The 17,749-nt window shown below is 59.7% G+C and carries 18 protein-coding genes and 1 tRNA gene; 7 read left to right on the forward strand and 12 right to left on the reverse strand.

Annotated features, from left to right (window positions below; all coding sequences use genetic code 11):
- Positions 1-8 precede the first annotated feature (8 nt).
- Positions 9-935 (forward strand): carbohydrate kinase, encoded by a 927-nt coding sequence (locus FHT86_RS18720; RefSeq protein ID WP_133708322.1) that lies wholly within the window; start codon positions 9-11, stop codon positions 933-935.
- A gap of 121 nt (positions 936-1,056) precedes the next feature.
- Here the strand turns inward: FHT86_RS18720 and pgi are convergent, their stop codons facing one another.
- Positions 1,057-2,682 (reverse strand): glucose-6-phosphate isomerase, encoded by a 1,626-nt coding sequence (pgi, locus tag FHT86_RS18725; protein ID WP_133708323.1) that lies wholly within the window; start codon positions 2,680-2,682, stop codon positions 1,057-1,059.
- Between the two features lie 173 nt (positions 2,683-2,855).
- A complete protein-coding gene (locus tag FHT86_RS18730) occupies positions 2,856-4,553 on the reverse strand; it encodes a long-chain fatty acid--CoA ligase (protein WP_133708324.1) in 1,698 nt (565 codons plus the stop codon).
- A gap of 356 nt (positions 4,554-4,909) precedes the next feature.
- Here FHT86_RS18730 and FHT86_RS18735 point away from each other — a divergent pair, with 356 nt between their 5' ends.
- Positions 4,910-5,305, forward strand: coding sequence for a PRC-barrel domain-containing protein (locus tag FHT86_RS18735; protein ID WP_133708325.1), 396 nt, complete (start codon positions 4,910-4,912; stop codon positions 5,303-5,305).
- A gap of 46 nt (positions 5,306-5,351) precedes the next feature.
- Here FHT86_RS18735 and FHT86_RS18740 read toward each other — a convergent pair whose 3' ends face one another.
- From FHT86_RS18740 to FHT86_RS18760, 5 genes are all read right to left on the reverse strand, one after another.
- Positions 5,352-5,747: a VOC family protein gene (locus FHT86_RS18740; protein ID WP_133708326.1), complete on the reverse strand. Its 396-nt coding sequence runs from the start codon at positions 5,745-5,747 to the stop codon at positions 5,352-5,354.
- A 106-nt stretch (positions 5,748-5,853) separates the two neighbouring features.
- On the reverse strand, positions 5,854-6,603 hold the full coding sequence (locus FHT86_RS18745) for an ABC transporter permease (protein WP_133708327.1): 750 nt from the start codon (positions 6,601-6,603) through the stop codon (positions 5,854-5,856).
- Complete coding sequence (locus FHT86_RS18750; RefSeq protein WP_133708328.1) at positions 6,600-7,547, reverse strand: ABC transporter ATP-binding protein; 948 nt, start codon at positions 7,545-7,547, stop codon at positions 6,600-6,602. Before FHT86_RS18750 ends, FHT86_RS18745 begins: the two co-directional genes overlap by 4 nt.
- A complete protein-coding gene (locus tag FHT86_RS18755; RefSeq protein ID WP_133708329.1) occupies positions 7,544-8,710 on the reverse strand; it encodes an ABC transporter permease in 1,167 nt (388 codons plus the stop codon). Before FHT86_RS18755 ends, FHT86_RS18750 begins: the two co-directional genes overlap by 4 nt.
- 126 nt (positions 8,711-8,836) lie before the next feature.
- Positions 8,837-9,745 carry an ABC transporter substrate-binding protein gene (locus FHT86_RS18760; RefSeq protein ID WP_133708330.1) on the reverse strand — a complete coding sequence of 303 codons (909 nt, stop codon included), beginning with the start codon at positions 9,743-9,745 and terminating at the stop codon, positions 8,837-8,839.
- Between the two features lie 448 nt (positions 9,746-10,193).
- Here FHT86_RS18760 and FHT86_RS18765 point away from each other — a divergent pair, with 448 nt between their 5' ends.
- From FHT86_RS18765 to FHT86_RS18775, 3 genes are all read left to right on the forward strand, one after another.
- On the forward strand, positions 10,194-11,396 hold the full coding sequence (locus tag FHT86_RS18765; RefSeq protein WP_133708331.1) for a LysR family transcriptional regulator: 1,203 nt from the start codon (positions 10,194-10,196) through the stop codon (positions 11,394-11,396).
- Positions 11,397-11,531: 135 nt separating this feature from the next.
- The gene (locus FHT86_RS18770; protein WP_133708332.1) at positions 11,532-11,753 is read left to right on the forward strand and encodes a hypothetical protein; all 222 of its coding nucleotides are present in this window, start codon (positions 11,532-11,534) and stop codon (positions 11,751-11,753) included.
- Positions 11,754-11,885: 132 nt separating this feature from the next.
- Positions 11,886-12,164 carry a hypothetical protein gene (locus FHT86_RS18775; RefSeq protein ID WP_133708333.1) on the forward strand — a complete coding sequence of 93 codons (279 nt, stop codon included), beginning with the start codon at positions 11,886-11,888 and terminating at the stop codon, positions 12,162-12,164.
- 97 nt (positions 12,165-12,261) lie between these two features.
- Here the strand turns inward: FHT86_RS18775 and FHT86_RS18780 are convergent, their stop codons facing one another.
- The gene (locus FHT86_RS18780) at positions 12,262-12,561 is read right to left on the reverse strand and encodes a putative quinol monooxygenase (protein WP_133708334.1); all 300 of its coding nucleotides are present in this window, start codon (positions 12,559-12,561) and stop codon (positions 12,262-12,264) included.
- 206 nt (positions 12,562-12,767) lie between these two features.
- Between FHT86_RS18780 and FHT86_RS18785 the strand changes: the two genes are divergently transcribed.
- Positions 12,768-13,148, forward strand: coding sequence for a TM2 domain-containing protein (locus FHT86_RS18785; protein ID WP_133708335.1), 381 nt, complete (start codon positions 12,768-12,770; stop codon positions 13,146-13,148).
- A gap of 292 nt (positions 13,149-13,440) precedes the next feature.
- Here the strand turns inward: FHT86_RS18785 and FHT86_RS18790 are convergent, their stop codons facing one another.
- The 3 genes from FHT86_RS18790 to FHT86_RS18800 all read right to left on the reverse strand — a co-directional run bounded on the left by FHT86_RS18790 (position 13,441) and on the right by FHT86_RS18800 (position 15,129).
- Entirely contained in the window at positions 13,441-13,782 is a 342-nt protein-coding gene (locus tag FHT86_RS18790; RefSeq protein WP_133708336.1) for a putative quinol monooxygenase, read from the reverse strand.
- A gap of 174 nt (positions 13,783-13,956) precedes the next feature.
- A tRNA-Thr gene (locus tag FHT86_RS18795) sits at positions 13,957-14,032 on the reverse strand.
- A gap of 137 nt (positions 14,033-14,169) precedes the next feature.
- Positions 14,170-15,129 carry an NAD(P)H-dependent flavin oxidoreductase gene (locus tag FHT86_RS18800; protein WP_133708337.1) on the reverse strand — a complete coding sequence of 320 codons (960 nt, stop codon included), beginning with the start codon at positions 15,127-15,129 and terminating at the stop codon, positions 14,170-14,172.
- Positions 15,130-15,452: 323 nt separating this feature from the next.
- Between FHT86_RS18800 and FHT86_RS18805 the strand changes: the two genes are divergently transcribed.
- Positions 15,453-16,685 carry a hypothetical protein gene (locus tag FHT86_RS18805; RefSeq protein ID WP_133708338.1) on the forward strand — a complete coding sequence of 411 codons (1,233 nt, stop codon included), beginning with the start codon at positions 15,453-15,455 and terminating at the stop codon, positions 16,683-16,685.
- Positions 16,686-16,703: 18 nt separating this feature from the next.
- Here FHT86_RS18805 and ppk2 read toward each other — a convergent pair whose 3' ends face one another.
- A complete protein-coding gene (gene ppk2, locus FHT86_RS18810; protein ID WP_133708339.1) occupies positions 16,704-17,585 on the reverse strand; it encodes a polyphosphate kinase 2 in 882 nt (293 codons plus the stop codon).
- Positions 17,586-17,749: the final 164 nt, after the last annotated feature.

The following is a 17,749-nucleotide window of genomic DNA, read 5'->3' on the forward strand; positions in this document are numbered from 1 at the left end:
AGGCCGGAATGATATTGTGCTGTGGCGAAGCTCTGATCGACATGCTGCCGCGAGACACCACGCTGGGTGAAAAGGGTTTCGCACCCTATGCCGGCGGCGCGATCTTCAACACCGCCATCGCGCTTGGCCGTCTGGGCGTGCCCACGGCCTTCTTCACCGGCATCGCCGACGACATGATGGGCGACATCCTGCGCGAGACGCTTTCGGCCGCAAAGGTGGATTACAGCTATTGCGCCATCGCTCCTCGCCCAAGCACGATTGCTTTCGTCAAGCTGGTCAACGGCCAGGCGACCTATGCCTTCTACGACGAAGGCTCCGCCGGCCGCATGATCACCGAGGCCGACCTGCCGACGCTTGGCGATGATTGCGAAGCCCTGCATTTCGGCGCCATCAGCTTGATCCCGAACCCTTGCGGCGAGACCTACGAGGCGCTGATGAAGCGCGAACATCAAAGCCGTGTGATCTCGCTCGATCCGAACATCCGCCCCGGCTTCATCAAGGACAAGCCCGCGCATATGGGTCGCATCAGCCGCATGGCCGCCATGTCCGACATCCTGAAATTCTCCGATGAAGACCTGGAATGGTTCGGTATTGCCGGAAACCACGACGAACTCGCCGCCCACTGGCTCAACCAGGGCGCCAAGCTGGTCGTGATCACCAAGGGTGCCGAAGGCGCGACGGGTTACACGAAGTCGTTGAAGGTCACAGTCCCTAGCGAACGGGTCACGGTCGTCGACACCGTGGGGGCAGGGGACACGTTTGACGCCGGCATCCTGGCATCGCTGAAAATGAACGATCTGCTGACCAAGGCGCAGGTCGCCAGCCTCGACGAAAAGGCGCTGCGGGACGCACTGGCGCTCGGCGCCAAGGCCGCCGCCGTGACGGTTTCCCGCGCTGGCGCCAACCCGCCTTGGGCGCATGAGATTGGACTTTAAGAAATTCTCGATCCCGCTCTTGGCGGGCGAGATAACCCGGCGTTTGACGGGTCAAATTCCATCACAAAAAAGCCCCGCCTGATGCAACAGACGGGGCTCTTTTATTTTTGGTCAATGAGACTTACTTCGCGCGGCTTGCCAGTGCAGCCACCAGGCCCTGCGTCGAAGAATCGTGGCCGGCAGCACTTTCCTTGCCTTCGATGACCGGCAGCAGGCCCGTTGCCAGTTCCTTGCCGAGCTCGACGCCCCACTGGTCGAAGGAATTGATGCGGAAGAGTACACCCTCGACGAAGACGCGATGTTCATAAAGCGCGATCAGGCGGCCGAGTGCGTAAGGCGTCAGCTTGTCGTAGACAAAGGTGATCGACGGACGGTTGCCGGTGAAGACGCGGTGCGGCGCGATGAAATCGGCCTTCTTGTCGTCCATGCCCTTGGCGGTGAGTTGGGCCTTGGCTTCCGCGAAGGTGCGGCCCTTCATCAGGGCTTCGGACTGTGCCACGCAGTTGGCCATCAACAACTGGTGCTGGTGTCGCAGGTCAGGCTCGAAGGCATTGGCGGCGATCATGAATTCGGCCGGGATGACGCTCGTGCCCTGGTGGATGAGCTGGTAGAAGGCATGCTGGCCGTTGGTGCCGGGTTCGCCCCAGACGACCGGGCCGGAATTACCCTCGACCGGCGTGCCGTCGATGGTGACGCCCTTGCCGTTCGATTCCATGTCGAGCTGCTGCAGATAGGCCGGGAAGCGCGACAGGCGCTGGTCATAGGGCAGGATGGCGCGGGTCGCGTAACCCAGGACGTTGCGATGATAGAAGCCGATGAGGCCGAGCAGCATCGGCAGGTTTTCTTTGAACGGCGCCTTACGGAAATGGTTGTCCATCGCATGCGCACCGTCGAGGAACTTGCCGAAATTCTCCGGGCCAACGGCAATCATCAGCGGCAGGCCGATGGCCGACCAGATCGAGTAGCGGCCGCCAACCCAATCCCAAAAGCCGAAGACGCGCTCGCTGTCGATGCCGAAGGCGGCGACCTTGTCGAGCGCCGTCGAAACGGCGGCGAAATGATGCTGAACGGCAGCTTCGCCGAGCGCCTTGGCGACGAAGTTGCGCGCCGTCTGGGCGTTCGTCATCGTCTCGATGGTGGTGAAGGTCTTCGACGCGATGATGAACAGCGTCGTTTCCGGGGACACGAGCTTCAGGATATCGGCGATATGGGCGCCGTCGATGTTGGAGACGAAATGCGCGCGCGGGCCGTCATGGAAAGGTGCGAGCGCCAGCGTCGCCATGACCGGGCCGAGATCGGAGCCGCCGATGCCGATATTGATGACGTCGGTGATCGCCTTGCCGGTCGCACCCTTCAGCGCGCCCGAGCGAATGCCGTCCGCGAACTTGCCCATGGCGGCGAGAACGCCGTTGACGTCGGGCATGACATCCTTGCCGTCGACGAGGACGGGCGTGTTGGAACGGTTGCGCAGCGCGGTGTGCAGAACGGCGCGATTTTCGGTGAAGTTGATGGCAACGCCCGAGAACATCTCGTCGCGCTTGGCTGCGACGCCGCCTTCGGTTGCGAGCTTCTCGAGAAGTGCGAAGATCTCGTCGTTCACCGCGGTCTTGGAATAGTCCATCAGCAGATCGTCGAGCGAAGCGTTGAAGCGTGAGAAACGTTTGGAGTCGGCGGCGAAGGCGGCACGGATATCGGTGGCCTTGGTGGCCGCTGCGGTGCTCTTCAGTTGTTCGACGAGGGCGTTCATTGGGGGCTCCTTGCGGTTCGCGCCGCTGGCCGTCTGATAAGGTCAGGGCACTCTGAGTTGGTCGCGGAAACTATTCGCTTTGTAAGGGGTAAATCAAGTTCGCGCACCGGTAAAAGCGAAAAAAGCCGCCCGCGCTGAAAGGCGGGCGGCTTTCCGAATGACATAGAATTATGTCAGCTACGCAATTCCTTTCGCAGGATCTTGCCGACATTTGACTTCGGTAGTTCACTGCGGAATTCGATGAAGCGTGGCCGCTTGTAATTGGTGAGGTTTGCGGTGCAATGCGCCTTGACGTCCGCCTCGGTCAGAGCCTGGTCCTTCTTGACGATGAAAAGCTTGACGGCCTCGCCCGAATGCTGGTCCGGCACGCCGATTGCCGCAGCTTCCAGAATACCAGGATGCATGGCTGCGACTTCCTCGATCTCATTCGGATAGACGTTGAAGCCGGAGACTAGGATCATGTCCTTCTTGCGGTCGACGATCTTGGTGTAGCCGCGCTCGTTCATGAAGCCCATGTCGCCGGTTCGGAAGAAGCCGTCCGCCGTCATCACCTTCGCGGTTTCGGCCGGTTGCCTCCAATAGCCGGCCATGACCTGCGGCCCGCGAATGCAGATTTCGCCCACCTCGCCGAGCGGCAGCGAGGTACCCGCCTCGTCGCGAATATCGAAATCGGTACCCGTGATCGGCAGACCGATCGTGCCGGTGAAGTCGGGGCTGTCGAAGCGGTTGGCACTTGCGACCGGCGAGGTCTCGGAAAGGCCGTAACCTTCGGTGATCCACGAGCCTGTCATCTTCTGCCAGCGCTCGGCGACCGGCCGCTGCACGGCCATGCCGCCGGCAAGCGTTGCAGTGTTGGAAAGGTCGAGCTTGGTGAAATCGGGGTTGTTCATCAGCGCATTGAACAGCGTGTTGAGGCCGGGGAACATGTCAAACTTGTATTTGCCGAGCTCCTTGATGAAGGCCGGTATGTCGCGCGGGTTGGCAATCAGCACATTATGTCCGCCGAGCGACATGCCCATCAGCGAATTCACCGTAAGCGCGAAGATGTGATAGAGCGGCAAGGCGCAAACGAAGGTCAGTTGCTCGGGGCGCGGCTTGTTGATGTAGCCGGCAGCCAGCCACAGCAGCAACTGCGACTGATTGGCGAGGAGGTTGGCATGGGTCAAGATCGCGCCCTTGGCGACGCCGGTCGTGCCGCCGGTATATTGCAGGAAGGCGATATCGCTGCCGGTAAGACCGACCGGCTTTAGCGGCAGCCGCGCCCCTTCGGAAAGTACCGCCATGAAACTGCGATGACCGGGGATGGACCAGGCCGGCACCAGCTTCTTCACCTTGCGGACAATGAAATTGACGATGTGGCCCTTCAGCCCAAGCATGTCGCCGAGCGAGGTGACGATGACGTGGCGCACATCGGTATGTGCCAGCACCTGTTCGACCGTATGTGCGAAATTTTCCAGCACGAAAATCGCTCGCGCGCCGCAATCGCGCAATTGGTGCTCGAGTTCGCGCGGCGTGTAGAGCGGGTTGACATTGACGACGACGAAGCCGGCACGGAGGATGCCGTAGACGGCGATCGGGTTCTGCAAGACATTCGGCATCATCACGGCGACGCGGTCGCCCTTTTGCAGGCCGAGGCTCTGCAACCAGGCGCCGATCTTGCGCGTCTGTGTGTCGAGATCGCGATAGGTGATCGACTTGCCCATGCTGGTGAAAGCGAGCCGGTTCGCATAGCGCGTGCAGCTTTCCTCCAGCAATTCGGCAAGCGACGCGTGCTCCAGCGGCGGCAATTCGGCCGGCACGCTGTCCGGGTAGGAGGCGAGCCAGATCTTGTTGACTGACGATCCGTCCGAAGGAGCGGAAACTGAATTCATGCGTACTTCCTCCTTGACGCATCATCACGCCCCACCTTCGGCGAGCCGCGGTTTTGTAGCGTGGCACTGCTCGGCTGAAAAGTCTCCCGCTTTTCACATCACAGTCATCGTTGCCCTCACCTAAAGACTTATAGCAACACCGAAAGCTATACTAACTTTGACGTAAACGTCAATAATCCAAGGGCGTTAACCATTTTTTAATAACTTTGAAAAAAGTACTGGAACTTTTTCCATGACGGCGCGTTAATGGGCCCGTGGGTGAGAACCCATCGGAGCATCGTGCCGCCCGTGTAAGCACTAGGCGGATCGGACGCTCCAGAATTTTATGTGAAGCGTATCCAAAAGGAGGTGCGCACATGCATAAAGAGAGTGCCGAGACGATCAGCCGCGATCTCTATGTCAAGGACATGTCGATGCTGGTTGCCTGCGATCGGGTCGAGGGGTCGAAGGTCTTTGGGTCTGACGGCAAGCAGATTGGTCATATCGAGCGCCTGATGCTGGAAAAAAGCGATGGACGCATCGCTTTCATCATCCTGAGCTTCGGCGGCTTTTTCGGCATCGGGCAGGATCACTACCGACTGCCCTGGGAGAAGCTGCGCTATGATGCCCGCATCGATGGCTACTGCGTCAACATGACCAAGAACGACATCGAAAAAGCTCGTCGTTTCGCCAGCAAGGACGATACCCTCGTCCACAAGGACCATGGCCATAAGAGCCACGACTATTTCGGCGTGCCGCCCTACTGGATGTAGGCACACAATAGTCAAGCAGACGGCGGGACTGCGGTTTGCGTAGCTTTTATTGAAACCGTCCATTCCTTTGCATCACCTCGATCTTGTAACCATCGGGATCGGTGACAAAGAAGAAGAGTGCGAAAAGTTTTCCATCGCGATTGAGTTCAACGATACCGCCGGGGTTCAGGCCAAGCCCGGTTAGGCGCTCGTGCACGTCCCGAAGTTCGTCGACTGAAACAGCTAAGTGGCCATAACCTTCCCCGAGCGCATAAGGCTCGGTGCGGCCCTGGTTGATGGTCAATTCCAGTTCGAACCCGGTCTCGGGATTACTGAGATAGATCAGCGTAAAGGTCGGGAAGTCGACGCGGTCAGCGACTGTGAGCCCGAAAGCCTTGCCATAAAAATCGATCGAGCGTGCTTCATCGAGGACGCGGATCATCGAGTGGATCATTTTCGCCATACACACCTCCCTGTCGCCAAGCGTGGCTAAAATGCTTAAAGCACGATCCTTAAAAGGGCGAAGCGGTTTTTGGGCAAGATCGTGCCTGGAAGCTGTCAGCGCAAAATCAGTGCGGCTGCAAGCCGATTTTGCGGGTGACGGTGGTTTCGATCAGTTCCATGCCGTCGTAGATCAGCACCGCCATCAAGCCGACGATCAAGCCGCCCTGCAGGATGAAAGCAGTATTGTCGTTGATGAGGCCGGCGATGATGACTTCGCCGAGCCCCTTTGCCGCAACGGTCGAGCCGATCGTCGCCGTGCCGATATTGATGACGGTGGCGATCTTCAATCCTTCAAGGATCAACGGCAGAGCGAGCGGCAACTCAACTCGAAATAGCCGCTGCCGGCCATTCATGCCCATGCCGTCGGCGGCATCGAGCACGGAGGCGGGCACCTGCTGCAGGCCGGCGACGGTATTCTCGAAGATCGGCAGCAGCGCGTAGAGGAAAAGCGCAATCAGCGTCGGCACTGCGCCGAAACCGGTTGTGGAGATGGCAAGCGCCAGTACCGCAACCGGGGGAAAGGTCTGGCCGGCATTGGCGATCGCCCGCGACAGCGGCAGGAAATCGGCGCCGCTCTTGCGGGTGACGAAAATGCCGCCGAGCACGGCGAGTATGCCGCTGGCCGCGATCGAGACGAGGATCAGCTCCATATGGCTGATGGCGAGACCTACTAGGCTGTTTTGCGTATAGATCGGCGATGCTCCGAACTTGGTGAGCGGTGCCAGGATCGGTATCAACCATTCCGGCCGGAACAGCAGCACCAGGAGCAGCGCCAACGCCAGCAAACGAAAGAGATTGGCGGTTAGAAACTTCATGCTTTGCGGCCCAGCTCGATCAAGTGCCGCATGGAGATCGAGCCGACCGGCACCTTGCTGTCGTCTTCGACGGCCGCCTCGTCGGCACCCTGCCATATCATCTCGGCCAGCGCATCGCGCAGATTGAGCGTCTGCGGCAGGCTATAGCCGAGGCCGGGTCGCAGCGGTTGCATGCTCTCCTTCAGCGGCAGCAGCGACATCAGCTTCAGCGCCCGGTCTGAGGTGCCCGTCAGTTGCTGAACGAAGGGATCGGCCGGCTCGGTCAGGATCTTCCCCGGTTCCGAACATTGCAGCAGCTTGCCTTCGCTCATGACGGCGATCTTGTCGCCAAGATGGAAGGCTTCGTCCATGTCGTGGGTGACGAGGATGATGGTCGTGCCGAACTGTTTCTGGATCGCTAGCAGATCGTCCTGCGCCTTGCCGCGGATCACGGGATCGAGGGCGCCGAAGGGTTCGTCCATCAGCAGCACTTCCGGCTCGGCCGCGAGCGCCCGCGCCACGCCGACACGCTGTTGCTGGCCGCCGGAGAGTTGGCTCGGATATTTCGCAGCGAAGGTGCCGGGATCGAGATGAAAGAGATCGAGCAGTTCCTCGACGCGCCGGTCGGTGCGCGCCTTGTCCCAGCCGAGCAGTTGCGGCACCGTTGCGATGTTCTGCGCCACGGTGCGGTGCGGAAACAGGCCATGGCCCTGGATGGCATAGCCGATGCCGCGACGAAGCTCGGTCGCCGGCAAGCTCATGACATCCTGGCCATTGACTGAAATCTGGCCGGCGGAGATCGGTACGAGCCGGTTGATCATGCGCATCAGCGTCGACTTGCCGGAGCCGGAGGTCCCGACGATGACGGTGATGGTGCCCTTTTCCATGCTCATGCTTACATTGTCGACCACGGTGGCGTTGCCGTAGCGCTTGGTTACGCCCTTCAGCTCGATCATGGTGGTCATGCGCTTTGTCCCCGGATGCTGTCGATGACCGCATCGAGGATGACGGCCGATGAGAAGGCAAGAAAGACCGTCGGCACGGCGCCGAGCAGCACAAGGTCATTGGCGGTCTGGCCGATGCCCTGGAAGATGAAGAGACCGAAACCACCGCCGCCGATCAGCGCCGCGACGGTGACGAGGCCAATTGCCTGCACCAGCACGATGCGGATACCGGTCAGGATAACGGGGAAGGCGAGCGGCAGGTCTATGCCGGTGAGGATCTGCCGGCGCGTCAGCCCCATGCCTGCGGCGGCATCGCGCACGGAGGGATCGACTCCGGTGAGCCCAACGACAGTATTCGCAACGATCGGCAGCAGCGAATAGATTACCAGCGCCACCAGAGCCGGCGCAATGCCGATGCCTTGAATGCCGATCGCGGCTGCGAAGGGGACGTGCGTGGCGATATAGCCGAGCGGCAGCATCAAAATGCCGAACAACGCCAGGCTCGGAATGGTCTGCACCAGGCTCAAGCCGCGCAGCACGACGGCGCGAAGCCTCGGCTGCCAGTAGCAGAAGATGCCGAGCGGCAGGGCGAGCAGGATGGCTATGGCCACCGAGCCGAGCGAGAGAATTACATGGCCAAGCGCTTCGTTCCAGAATTTGTCGGCGTTGTTGGAGTACTCCTTCATGATCGACAGATTGTCGAGCAGACCGGATCTGAGGATGACGCCGAGGATCGCTGCATAGAGGGCGAGCGATGCGACGCGCAGCCATGGCGTCAGTTGCAGCTTCACCAATGCATCCGAGATCACCAGGCCGATGACCGCAAGCAGCGCCCAGAAGGCACCGCCGGGCGTAATGCGCGCCACGGTACTGCCTACGGGCGTTGCCGTTGTCGAGACGAGGCCGAGCGTGACGATCAGAAGGGCGATTGCGAGCGTCGCAATGCCGAGGCGAACGATCTGGTTGCGCAGGAACAAGGCGGCGAGGGCGGTGGCGACGAGAAGGGCGAGAAGCGCCAGCGCGGCCGGCTGGGCGAGGAGCTGTGTCAGCAATTGCGGCTTGCCGGCGGCGATGCGGTTTGCCTTGACGATGATGAACGGCATCAATGCCGCCGCCAGGATGCCACCGGCCACCAGCACCATACCGAGACGGTCCACCCTGCGGACCGCAAGCGCATCTTCCATCAAGCAAGCTCCGTCAGCGCATGATCCCAAAAACCTGAAGCGGCTTTTGGACAAGATCATGCCTAGTCAAATATCCATGCGGCTCCACCTTATCAAAGCGGAGCCGCGAGGGTAGTCGATAAAGCCTTACTTCAGGAAACCGTTGTCCTTGAGGTAGGATTCGGCAACCGACTTCGCCGGCTCGCCATCGACCTGGATACGGCCGTTCAGCTTGCGCAGTACGTCGGCGGTCAGGCCCTTGAAGATCGGGGCCAGAACCTCCTCGATCTTCGGATTGGCCTTCAGTACGGCTTCGCGGATGATCGGTGTCGGCGCATAGACCGGTTGCACGCTCTTGTCGTCTTCGAGAACTGTCAGTTCAGCCGCCTCGATGGCGCCGTCGGTGCCGTAGACCATGGCGGTGTTGACGCCGTTGGTCTGGTCGGCCGCAGCCTTGATTGTCGCTGCGGTGTCGCCGCCGGACAGCACGACTTCCTGGTCGGGCTTGATCTGGAAGCTATAGGTCGTCTGGAAGGCCGGCAGAGCCGCCGGCGAGTTGACGAACTCGGAAGAAGCCGCGAGCTTTACGGGGCCGCCGCCGGCAACCCACTTGCCGAAATCGGACATGGTCTTGAGTTTGGCCGGACCGGCAACGTCGTTGCGAACGCCAATCGCCCAGGTGTTGTTTGCGGGCGAGGGCGTCAGCCAGACGATCTTGTTGGCGTCGTAGTCGAGCTTCTTCGCCAGGTCATAGCCCTGCTGCAGGTTCTTCCAGGCCGGATCGTCTGATTTGTTGAAGAAGAAGCCGGCATTGCCGGTATACTCGGCATAGATATCGATTTCACCTGCAGTGATCGCCTTGCGCAAAACGGGCGTCGTGCCGAGCGCAATGCGGTCCTGCGCCTTGATGCCGTTGGCGTTGAGCGCGGCGAAGATGATGTTGCCGAGCAGCGTGCCTTCCGTGTCGATCTTCGACGAAACCACGACATCGGCAGCGCTGGCGCCGCTGGCGACGGAAGCCGCCAGTGCGGCGGCGAGTGCGAACTTCTTGAACATGATGTTTCCCTTTGTACCCCGTTGAACCGTTTGTCTGGCGTATCCGTTCGGTCACAGGGCCGGTCCCCGGGCACGCCACATATATCTGCGGGCCGAAGAACCCACAGGCGAAGTCCTATCTGCGTCTGGGAGATAGCGCTCGCCATCAAAAAATCGATGACACGCCAGTCCGCCACCTGCAGTCGCCGCGCGATTATGACGAGGGTGCCCGGCATAAGCGCGAAAATAGATTTCTTTTTTCGGGGGCAAGTGCGTTTGTTTTTGTTCCCCTTACCCGTTTGACGCTGTTCCGATCTCTTGTTGGTGGCAGGATCAGTTAGGCGACAATCGAACGATAGCCTGACTTTTCAGGTTTGGGATATCTTTTTTTGAGAACACATCATATCGTCACGGCGTCTGGGGTGGCGGCATGCAAGGGGGTATGCGGCAGGCTTGAAAGGAAGCTCATTTGTATCTCGGGGCATTGTTCATCGCGGACACGGTTTTCTCGATCGGCTCTGTCAGGGAGACCGCCCGCAGGCTGTCCTTTTCGGCCTCGACCGTGTCGAGCGCGCTGCGGCGGCTGGAGACGGAGCTGGCGATGAAGCTCGTCGAACGAGCATCCGGAGAACTTGCCACCTTGCTCGCCAGCTCGAAGGTGCAGAAGAGCCTGCAGCCAATCCTGTCCGCCATGCGGCAGCTCTCGGCGTTGACGAAGGAGCCGCCCGCGCCGGAGGACTATGCTCAATGGGCGGCCCGCCTGTCGCTGAAGATCGCCACTATCGAGCGTTTCCTTGAGGTTGCCGATCAGGGCAGCATCAATCGCGCAGCCCGCCGTCTGCGTCTCGGGCAGCCGCAGCTTTCGCTTCAAATCGCCAATCTGGAAGAATTGTTCGGCTGCCGCCTGCTTGAACGCCAGGCTCAGGGTTCTGTACTGACCGACGCGGGCCGCGAGGTCTATGCCATTCTCGCCAGTATCGCCCAGGCATGGGATGAGATGAAGGCGGCGGCGGACGAGCGATTTCAGCGGGCGGCGCGCGCCGTGCGCATCGGATCGATCATCCCCACGGGCTCCGAAAGTTGGGTGGCCCGGTCGCTTGCCAGCCTCGTGGCGCGCTGGAACAGCAGCGGCAACCGCAATACGCTATCCCTGATGCTGATGACCGCCGACGATTTGCGCGAGGCGCTGAGGTCCGGCCGCATCGACGTCGCCATCGTCGATTCCGTCTTCGGCCTCGACGCCTTCGTGCACACGGAGCTGGTGGCGACCGACATGGTGGCGATCGCGCCGCCTGACAGCACGGAGCAGACGGTGACGGCACTGGTCGAAAATCATCCGCTCTGCGTGCCGAGCCCGCGCACCGGCATCGGCAATGCCGCCATGGCTTTCGGTTATGACAGCGGCGACCGCCGTCGGTTTCGCGGCCGCGACATTACCTCGGCCGACTCGCTGCCCGTCATCGTCGACCTTGTCGCCAATCACGGCTACGTTTCATTTCTCGGCCGCGTTAGTGCCGCGCCGATCGCCGACAAGGTCAGGATCGTCAATCCGGACCAGGTGCTGCCGCTGTCCTATCACCTTGCCCACAATGGCCGCCGCGCTTCGGTGGACGCCGGTCGGCTGATCCAGGAGGCAGTGCGCGAGCTGGTAGACAGAACGGGAGCCGCCTGAAGACACTCTCCATCTTAAGGCGACATGGAACCAACTGGCTCGCGACCGCATTACCCAACGTTACGTTCGTTCGAACGTACGCATATTGATCCCATCCTGGTCGGGTGTTTTATCCGGCAATCAAGGAGACAAAAAATGAAAATTCTGGCAACAGCGCTTGTCGCGCTGGGCGTTATCACTTTGCCCGCAACCTATGCCGAAGCCCGTGAGTATCACCATCGGCATCACGTTGGCCCGGCGGTTATCGTTCATCCTACCCATTATTATCATCATCCCTATGCCTGGCATCACCATCGGCCAGTCCATCATCATTGGGACCGGGCTTACAGCCGCAAGCCGCATTTCTCGCACAACTGATAGCTCCCAGCTATCTGGAACCATGCCTTCCCCTTGAGCGTTATTTTAACGCCCCCGCTTGTGCGGGGATGATGGCATCCGGGCCGGCGCAGGTGTCGCCGGCCTTACGGGATGCATTCAAGGAGAAGAGAAATGAGGATTATCGCAACGGCGTTAGTGGCGCTGGGTATCCTCGCTTTGCCAGTGACCAATGCTGATGCTCATCGTCGTTACTATCATCATTGGCATCACTACAACGGCCCCAACGTGTTGATCTCGCCAGGCTTCTTCGGCCTCTATGTCGGCCCAAGCTACGGCTACAATCGCTATTACTATCGCGACCGCTACTATGGGCGCGGTGGGGATTATTGGGGGTACCGCCATTGGCATCGCCCTTACTGGCGTGACCGCTACTACGATCCCTGGTACTGAGCAGGCGGACGGCCAGCCCAGGCAGGCGGGATAAGATGAAAACGGCGCCGAAAGGGCGCCGTCGAAGGGATGATTGTTTGGTTCTTGAAAGGTACGATCAGACTGGGTTCAGCACATGCACGGCGCGCGCGGCCATCAGGTCCTTCACTTTCTCCCCATAAGCAGCCATATGCGCGGAAGCGGCATGAGCCTTCAGTGCTGCCATGCTTTCCCATTTTTCGACCACCACGAATGTATCGGGACCGAATGCCGGGTCGGCGCCCTCGACATCCACCACGGCGGTATATTCGATGCAGCCGTCTTCGGCGTGCACGGCCGGCACATTCGCCTGGAAGGCTTCGAGCACGGCGGCACGCTTGCCAGGTTTAGCGGTGAGGATGGCGAGAACGTGGATCATGATGATTCCCTTGAAAAAATTGGACGTAAGATGCCAGGTAGGGCCGATTCCGCGACCGGTTTCGACAAATATCATAAATCGTCAAAGGCCAAACGCTTGACTTCATTTTTGCGTGGACGCAATTCTCTATCATAGCGTGAATTTTATGCGACGATCTATTATGGCGCGAGATAATCTTGTGTCGAAAAATCATCTGAGAGGAAAAAATGGGACTTTCTACGCAAGAGCAGATACTGATCGAACAGCGCGTGACCAATGAGGCGAAATCCGCTGGTGCGGCCTATTTGCTTTGGTTCTTTCTCGGCACTTTGGGTGCGCATCGATTTTATCTCGGCAAAACCGGCAGCGGTGTGGCGCAGTTGATTCTGTTCGTACTGGGCTGGATCACAATGTCCGTCGGTGTCGGCTTTGTCCTCCTGATTGCTCTTGGCATCTGGTGGATTGTCGACGCCTTCCTTATTCCTGGAATAATTGCCAACCAAAAGGAAGAGGTACGGGGGCGTCTGACCGAGCAGACGCTCTTGATGAATGAGCCGACGGAGCCCGTAAAACGCACCGTGATTTCAGCACATGGGGAAAAGTCATAGTCGTGTAAGAGGATGCATCGGCGGTAGCAACGCCGAAATGGGTAAGGGCGCGGTCAAAGTAGTTACATGACAATCGGCAAACATTAGTGCTTCCATATATTTATAAAAACGGGAGGAAGCCAATGTCAGCCGAATGGCCAATGTTCATATTGCAGTCGATCGTGGTTTTTGGCTTGGTTGGAGCCCTGTTCGTCAGGGCGTAGTTGCCCAAAATCTCTACCGCCTGAACCGCGGTTTTCCAGCCGTCAGCAGATTGACGGACGCTTGCGCGCGTCTATGTGAAGACGAATATTCATTTCTCGAGCCTCACACGTGGGCCGCCGTAGCTGAAGCCGGGTTTGGTGGATAGGCAGATGGGATCGGTTTCCAGCAGTGCCAGAGAACGCACCATGTTCGCGGTCAGTGTCTTGTACTTCAGGAAATGCGGAGTGCCCAAATGGCTTTCATAAGCCGCCTGATCAGCATATGCCTCAAGTATCCGGATCGTCTCCCCGCTTCCCTTGATCGAAACAGCGTGGAGCATTAGCACGCCAGGTTCCAAAGCAATCGACGCCTCGATCTCTTCAGACAGCAGGGCTGTGTACTCGCGCAGGTACTGAGGATCTATTTCCAGTTCAGCTATGCGTACAATCATCTCGCCGACCTCACACCTTGGCCGCCCGCGACCTCGGCTATTGCCAGTCGCAATGCGAAAGCCGCGATTTCCGGGGGAACCTTGAACCACTCGCCGAACACTCTGACATCCTAAGCAGTTCTATCACCTTGCAAGCGGTGTCGGCATCTGCTTTGGTTATGTGCTTGAAAGTTATGGTGCCGCTTACGTGACTCGAACACGTGACCCCATCATTACGAATGATGTGCTCTACCGACTGAGCTAAAGCGGCATTCCGGGCCGTTCGGTATGGCCCCGCGATTTGCATGGCGCTGATACAGTCTATGCGGCGAGATTTCAAGCGCTCAAATTGCCGAACGGCAAAAAAGCGATGGGCTTGCGAAAAATCGGCCACGGCTCCCGGCATTCTCAGAGTGCCAGCCGGGCACGTGCCTGATGGTATTCCGCCTCCAGCCGATTGACGAGCGCGGCGACCGGTTCGATAGCTTTGACGGCGCCGATCCCCTGGCCGGAGCCCCATATATCCTTCCAGGCCTTGGCGCCGGTCGTCGCCGCTTCGAAATCCATTTTCGAAGGATCGGCTTCGGGCAGGTTGTCTGGGTCCATGCCTGCGGCGCGGATCGAAGGTTTCAGGTAGTTGCCGTGCACGCCGGTGAAGAAGTTGGAATAGACGATATCGACGGCAGCGCCGTCTACGATCGCCTGCTTGTAGGCTTCAGCCGCGCGCGCCTCTTCGGTGGCGATGAAGGGCGAGCCGATATAGGCCATGTCGGCGCCCATCGCTTGTGCCGCCAGGATCGCGCCGCCATTGGCAATCGCGCCGGCAAGCAGCAACGGCCCGTCGAACCATTCGCGGATTTCCTGGACGAGCGCGAAGGGGGAGAGCTGGCCGGCATGGCCGCCCGCGCCCGCCGCCACCGCAATCAGCCCGTCCGCACCCTTGCGGATCGCCGAATTGGCGTGACGATTGTTGATGATATCGTGCAGCACGATGCCGCCATAGGAATGGACAGCGGCATTGACCTCCGGCACAGCGCCGAGCGAGGAGATGACGATCGGCACCTTGTATTTCACGCAGAGCATCAGATCGTGTTCCAGCCGTTTGTTGGACGTATGGACGATCTGATTGACGGCGAAAGAGGCGGATGGCCGTTCCGGATGCGCTGCGTCATGCTTGGCGAGATCCTCGGTGATCATCGCCAGCCATTCATCCAATTGGCTTTCCGGCCGGGCGTTGAGCGCCGGAAACGCCCCGACGACGCCGGCCTTGCACTGCGCCAGTGTCAATGCCGGATGCGAGATGATGAAGAGGGGCGAGGCCACGACCGGCAGCCGCAGGCGTTCGGTCAGGACAGAGGGAAGAGCCATGAACATCATCCATCGTTGACGTTTACGAAAACGTCAAAAGAGATAACAGATGGATGTCGGGAAAGGAAGATGACGGAAAAGGAAGGGAATAGGCAATGGGCAATCGGTGATCGACCGCAATCCGAGATTGGAGCTCCTGCTTGCTGCCACCCCATTTGTGTCGTCTTTGCCATTTATCCCCGCCGGAGTGTCCGCGGTCATTTTGAGAGACTTGCACATTGCAAGGCGGGGCGTTACCGAATTTGGTTAGCGAATGGTAAAGAAATGGTTGTCTTGCCGATAGAGTGTGTGGGCGCATTGCGAGTGAGAGTAAAGGACCTGATGTGAGCGGATTAGAAACGGCTATCAGAAGCGCGTTGGAGCGATCCGATCGTGCCAATCCGGAAATCCGGGCCCGTATCTACCAGTCGGCGCGACAGGCGCTCGAAGCCGGACTTCGCAAGCAGGACATTACCGACGTCGGCATCATTTCGGCTCAACGCCAGCGCCTGGAGGCGACCATCAGGGCGATCGAGGGCGAAGAGCGCGCCCGCCCGCCGGAACCGCGCGTGCCGCCCGAGGTGGAAGCACCCTACGTCCCTCCCGCGGCGCAGCAGCAAGCTCCGCAGCCGATACAGCAACGGCAGGAGCAGGAGCCTGTCATGAGCATTCGCGGCGAGACGCGCGACCGCCCCGCTGCCGCTCAAGCCTCCGTTCCCGTCGAGTCTTCCGCGCGGGAAAGCGATTTTGGCGACATGCGCGCCGGCTCCGCCGATCATCTCGGCGCCGACAGCGATCAGCGCCAGGCCGCTGCGCCGACCGCAACGCGGTCGATGAATTTCAAACCGGAACGCGCCGCGGTTCGCCGCAAGCCGCGCAAGTTTTTCTCGCGCCTGCTGGTTTTCTGCATCCTGCTCGCCTTCCTCGGCGTCGGCGCCTGGTGGATCAAGACCTCGGGTGTGTTCATGACGGCGGCGCAGCGCGATACCAGCGTCCCCAATCCGCCTGCGCATGTCGATTCACAGGATTTCAAGGGCAACGCCAGTGACGACGACACGTCTGATGACGATGACAATAGCGGTCCCGCCAATCCGGGATTGGCGACGATCGATCCGCAGAACAGCTTCTCTGAGGAGTGGATCGAGATATTCAAGCCGACAGACGGAGCGAAAGTTGTAAGCGGCACACAGGCCAAAGCCGAGAACGTCTCGGAAAACGAGGGTCCGGCAGTCCGGCTGACCTCTCAGACCAGCGGTCCGGACGGCAACGCGTCAGTCGAAGTGCCGGTCAATGTGCTGCAGCAATTGGCCGGCAAATCGTCAACCGTCGCGCTCACGCTGCAGTCCACCTCCGACACGCCGACGCAGATCACCGTGGAATGCGATTTCGGCTCGCTCGGCAGTTGCGGCCGCCATCGCTTCGACGTCACTCGCCAGAAGACCGATGCTCTGTTCCAGGTCCGTTACGATCGTTCGCTGGCGCCGACTGCACCCGGCCATCTGATCATCAACAGCGATGTCGACGGCAAGGCGCGAGGCATCAACATCTACGCCATCCGCGTCCTGCCTGGGCAATAAGGCTGGGCGGTCCGCGATCTATTTGAGGATATGCGGCCCTACGCCAAGGATCTTGTCGTCGATCTCGCCGATCGCCTTCTCGTCCTTGCCGTTATAGTCGAGCGTCAGCAGCATGTGGCGGATGAGATTGAGGCGCGCTCGGCGCTTGTCGTTGGCGTGGAGCACAGTCCATGGTGCGTAATCCATGTGCGTCTCCTTCAGCATGCGGTCGCGCTTCTCGCTGTAGTCCTTCCATTTGGTCAGCGCCGCGATGTCCATGGAGGAAAGCTTCCACACGGCGCGTGGATCGTGGCGTCGTTCGTGAAAGCGCTTGAGCTGCATTTCCCGGCCGATGTCGAGATAGAACTTGAAGAAGAAAATGCCGTCCTGGACGATGAGCTTTTCCATATGCGGGGTCTGCTTCAGGAATTGCTCGTATTGTTCCTGTGTACAGAAGCCCATGACCGGTTCGACACCGGCGCGGTTATACCAGGAGCGGTCGAACAGGACGAATTCGCCCGCCGTCGGAAACTGGGCGACATAGCGCTGGAAATACCATTGCCCAGCTTCGCGGTCGGTCGGCTTGGTCAGCGCCACGACGCGCGCGAGGCGGGGGTTCATATGCGCCGAAGTCGCCGCGATCGAACCGCCCTTGCCGGCGGCGTCGCGCCCCTCGAAGAGCGCCATCACCCGCTTGCCGGTCGCCTGCAGCCAGAACTGCACTTTGATGAGTTCGATCTGCAGCTTTTCCAGCTCTTCCAGGTACTCTTCGTCTTTCAGCTTCTTCTTGTAGGGGTAGCCGCCGGAAGCGAGCGCCTCTTCCTCGATCCAGTCCGGCAGCACGGGATCATCGACATCGAATATGCGGGTCTTGCCATGGATATCCAACTCCACCGCGCGGCTTTCCACTTCCTCTCCCATGTGTTCTGCTCCTTCGCAATTTACGTCGTCTTAACGATATCCGCCGGGTGCGGCAAAAAAACCTTCAAGCAAGTTGGGGCATTTATCCAGTATTTTCAAGCTCTTTGCAGGCTGCGTCCTTCGCCGGCTACATTTATTGTTGTAAGCCGCCGGCTTCTGTGGAT

The organism is Rhizobium sp. BK313 (assembly GCF_014193655.1).
In the GTDB taxonomy this organism is placed as follows: domain Bacteria; phylum Pseudomonadota; class Alphaproteobacteria; order Rhizobiales; family Rhizobiaceae; genus Rhizobium.

Bases quoted from the DNA above. Each gene is read 5' to 3' on its own strand.
- FHT86_RS18785 (WP_133708335.1), top strand. From the start codon at position 12,768: ATGGGACTTTCTACGCAAGAGCAGATACTGATCGAACAGCGCGTGACC.
- FHT86_RS18790 (WP_133708336.1), bottom strand. From the start codon at position 13,782: ATGATTGTACGCATAGCTGAACTGGAAATAGATCCTCAGTACCTGCGC.
- pgi (WP_133708323.1), bottom strand. From the start codon at position 2,682: ATGAACGCCCTCGTCGAACAACTGAAGAGCACCGCAGCGGCCACCAAG.
- FHT86_RS18740 (WP_133708326.1), bottom strand. From the start codon at position 5,747: ATGGCGAAAATGATCCACTCGATGATCCGCGTCCTCGATGAAGCACGC.
- FHT86_RS18750 (WP_133708328.1), bottom strand. From the start codon at position 7,547: ATGACCACCATGATCGAGCTGAAGGGCGTAACCAAGCGCTACGGCAAC.
- FHT86_RS18775 (WP_133708333.1), top strand. From the start codon at position 11,886: ATGAGGATTATCGCAACGGCGTTAGTGGCGCTGGGTATCCTCGCTTTG.
- FHT86_RS18760 (WP_133708330.1), bottom strand. From the start codon at position 9,745: ATGTTCAAGAAGTTCGCACTCGCCGCCGCACTGGCGGCTTCCGTCGCC.
- FHT86_RS18720 (WP_133708322.1), top strand. From the start codon at position 9: ATGATATTGTGCTGTGGCGAAGCTCTGATCGACATGCTGCCGCGAGAC.
- FHT86_RS18735 (WP_133708325.1), top strand. From the start codon at position 4,910: ATGCATAAAGAGAGTGCCGAGACGATCAGCCGCGATCTCTATGTCAAG.
- FHT86_RS18770 (WP_133708332.1), top strand. From the start codon at position 11,532: ATGAAAATTCTGGCAACAGCGCTTGTCGCGCTGGGCGTTATCACTTTG.
- FHT86_RS18745 (WP_133708327.1), bottom strand. From the start codon at position 6,603: ATGAAGTTTCTAACCGCCAATCTCTTTCGTTTGCTGGCGTTGGCGCTG.
- FHT86_RS18780 (WP_133708334.1), bottom strand. From the start codon at position 12,561: ATGATCCACGTTCTCGCCATCCTCACCGCTAAACCTGGCAAGCGTGCC.
- ppk2 (WP_133708339.1), bottom strand. From the start codon at position 17,585: ATGGGAGAGGAAGTGGAAAGCCGCGCGGTGGAGTTGGATATCCATGGC.
- FHT86_RS18755 (WP_133708329.1), bottom strand. From the start codon at position 8,710: ATGGAAGATGCGCTTGCGGTCCGCAGGGTGGACCGTCTCGGTATGGTG.
- FHT86_RS18730 (WP_133708324.1), bottom strand. From the start codon at position 4,553: ATGAATTCAGTTTCCGCTCCTTCGGACGGATCGTCAGTCAACAAGATC.
- FHT86_RS18800 (WP_133708337.1), bottom strand. From the start codon at position 15,129: ATGGCTCTTCCCTCTGTCCTGACCGAACGCCTGCGGCTGCCGGTCGTG.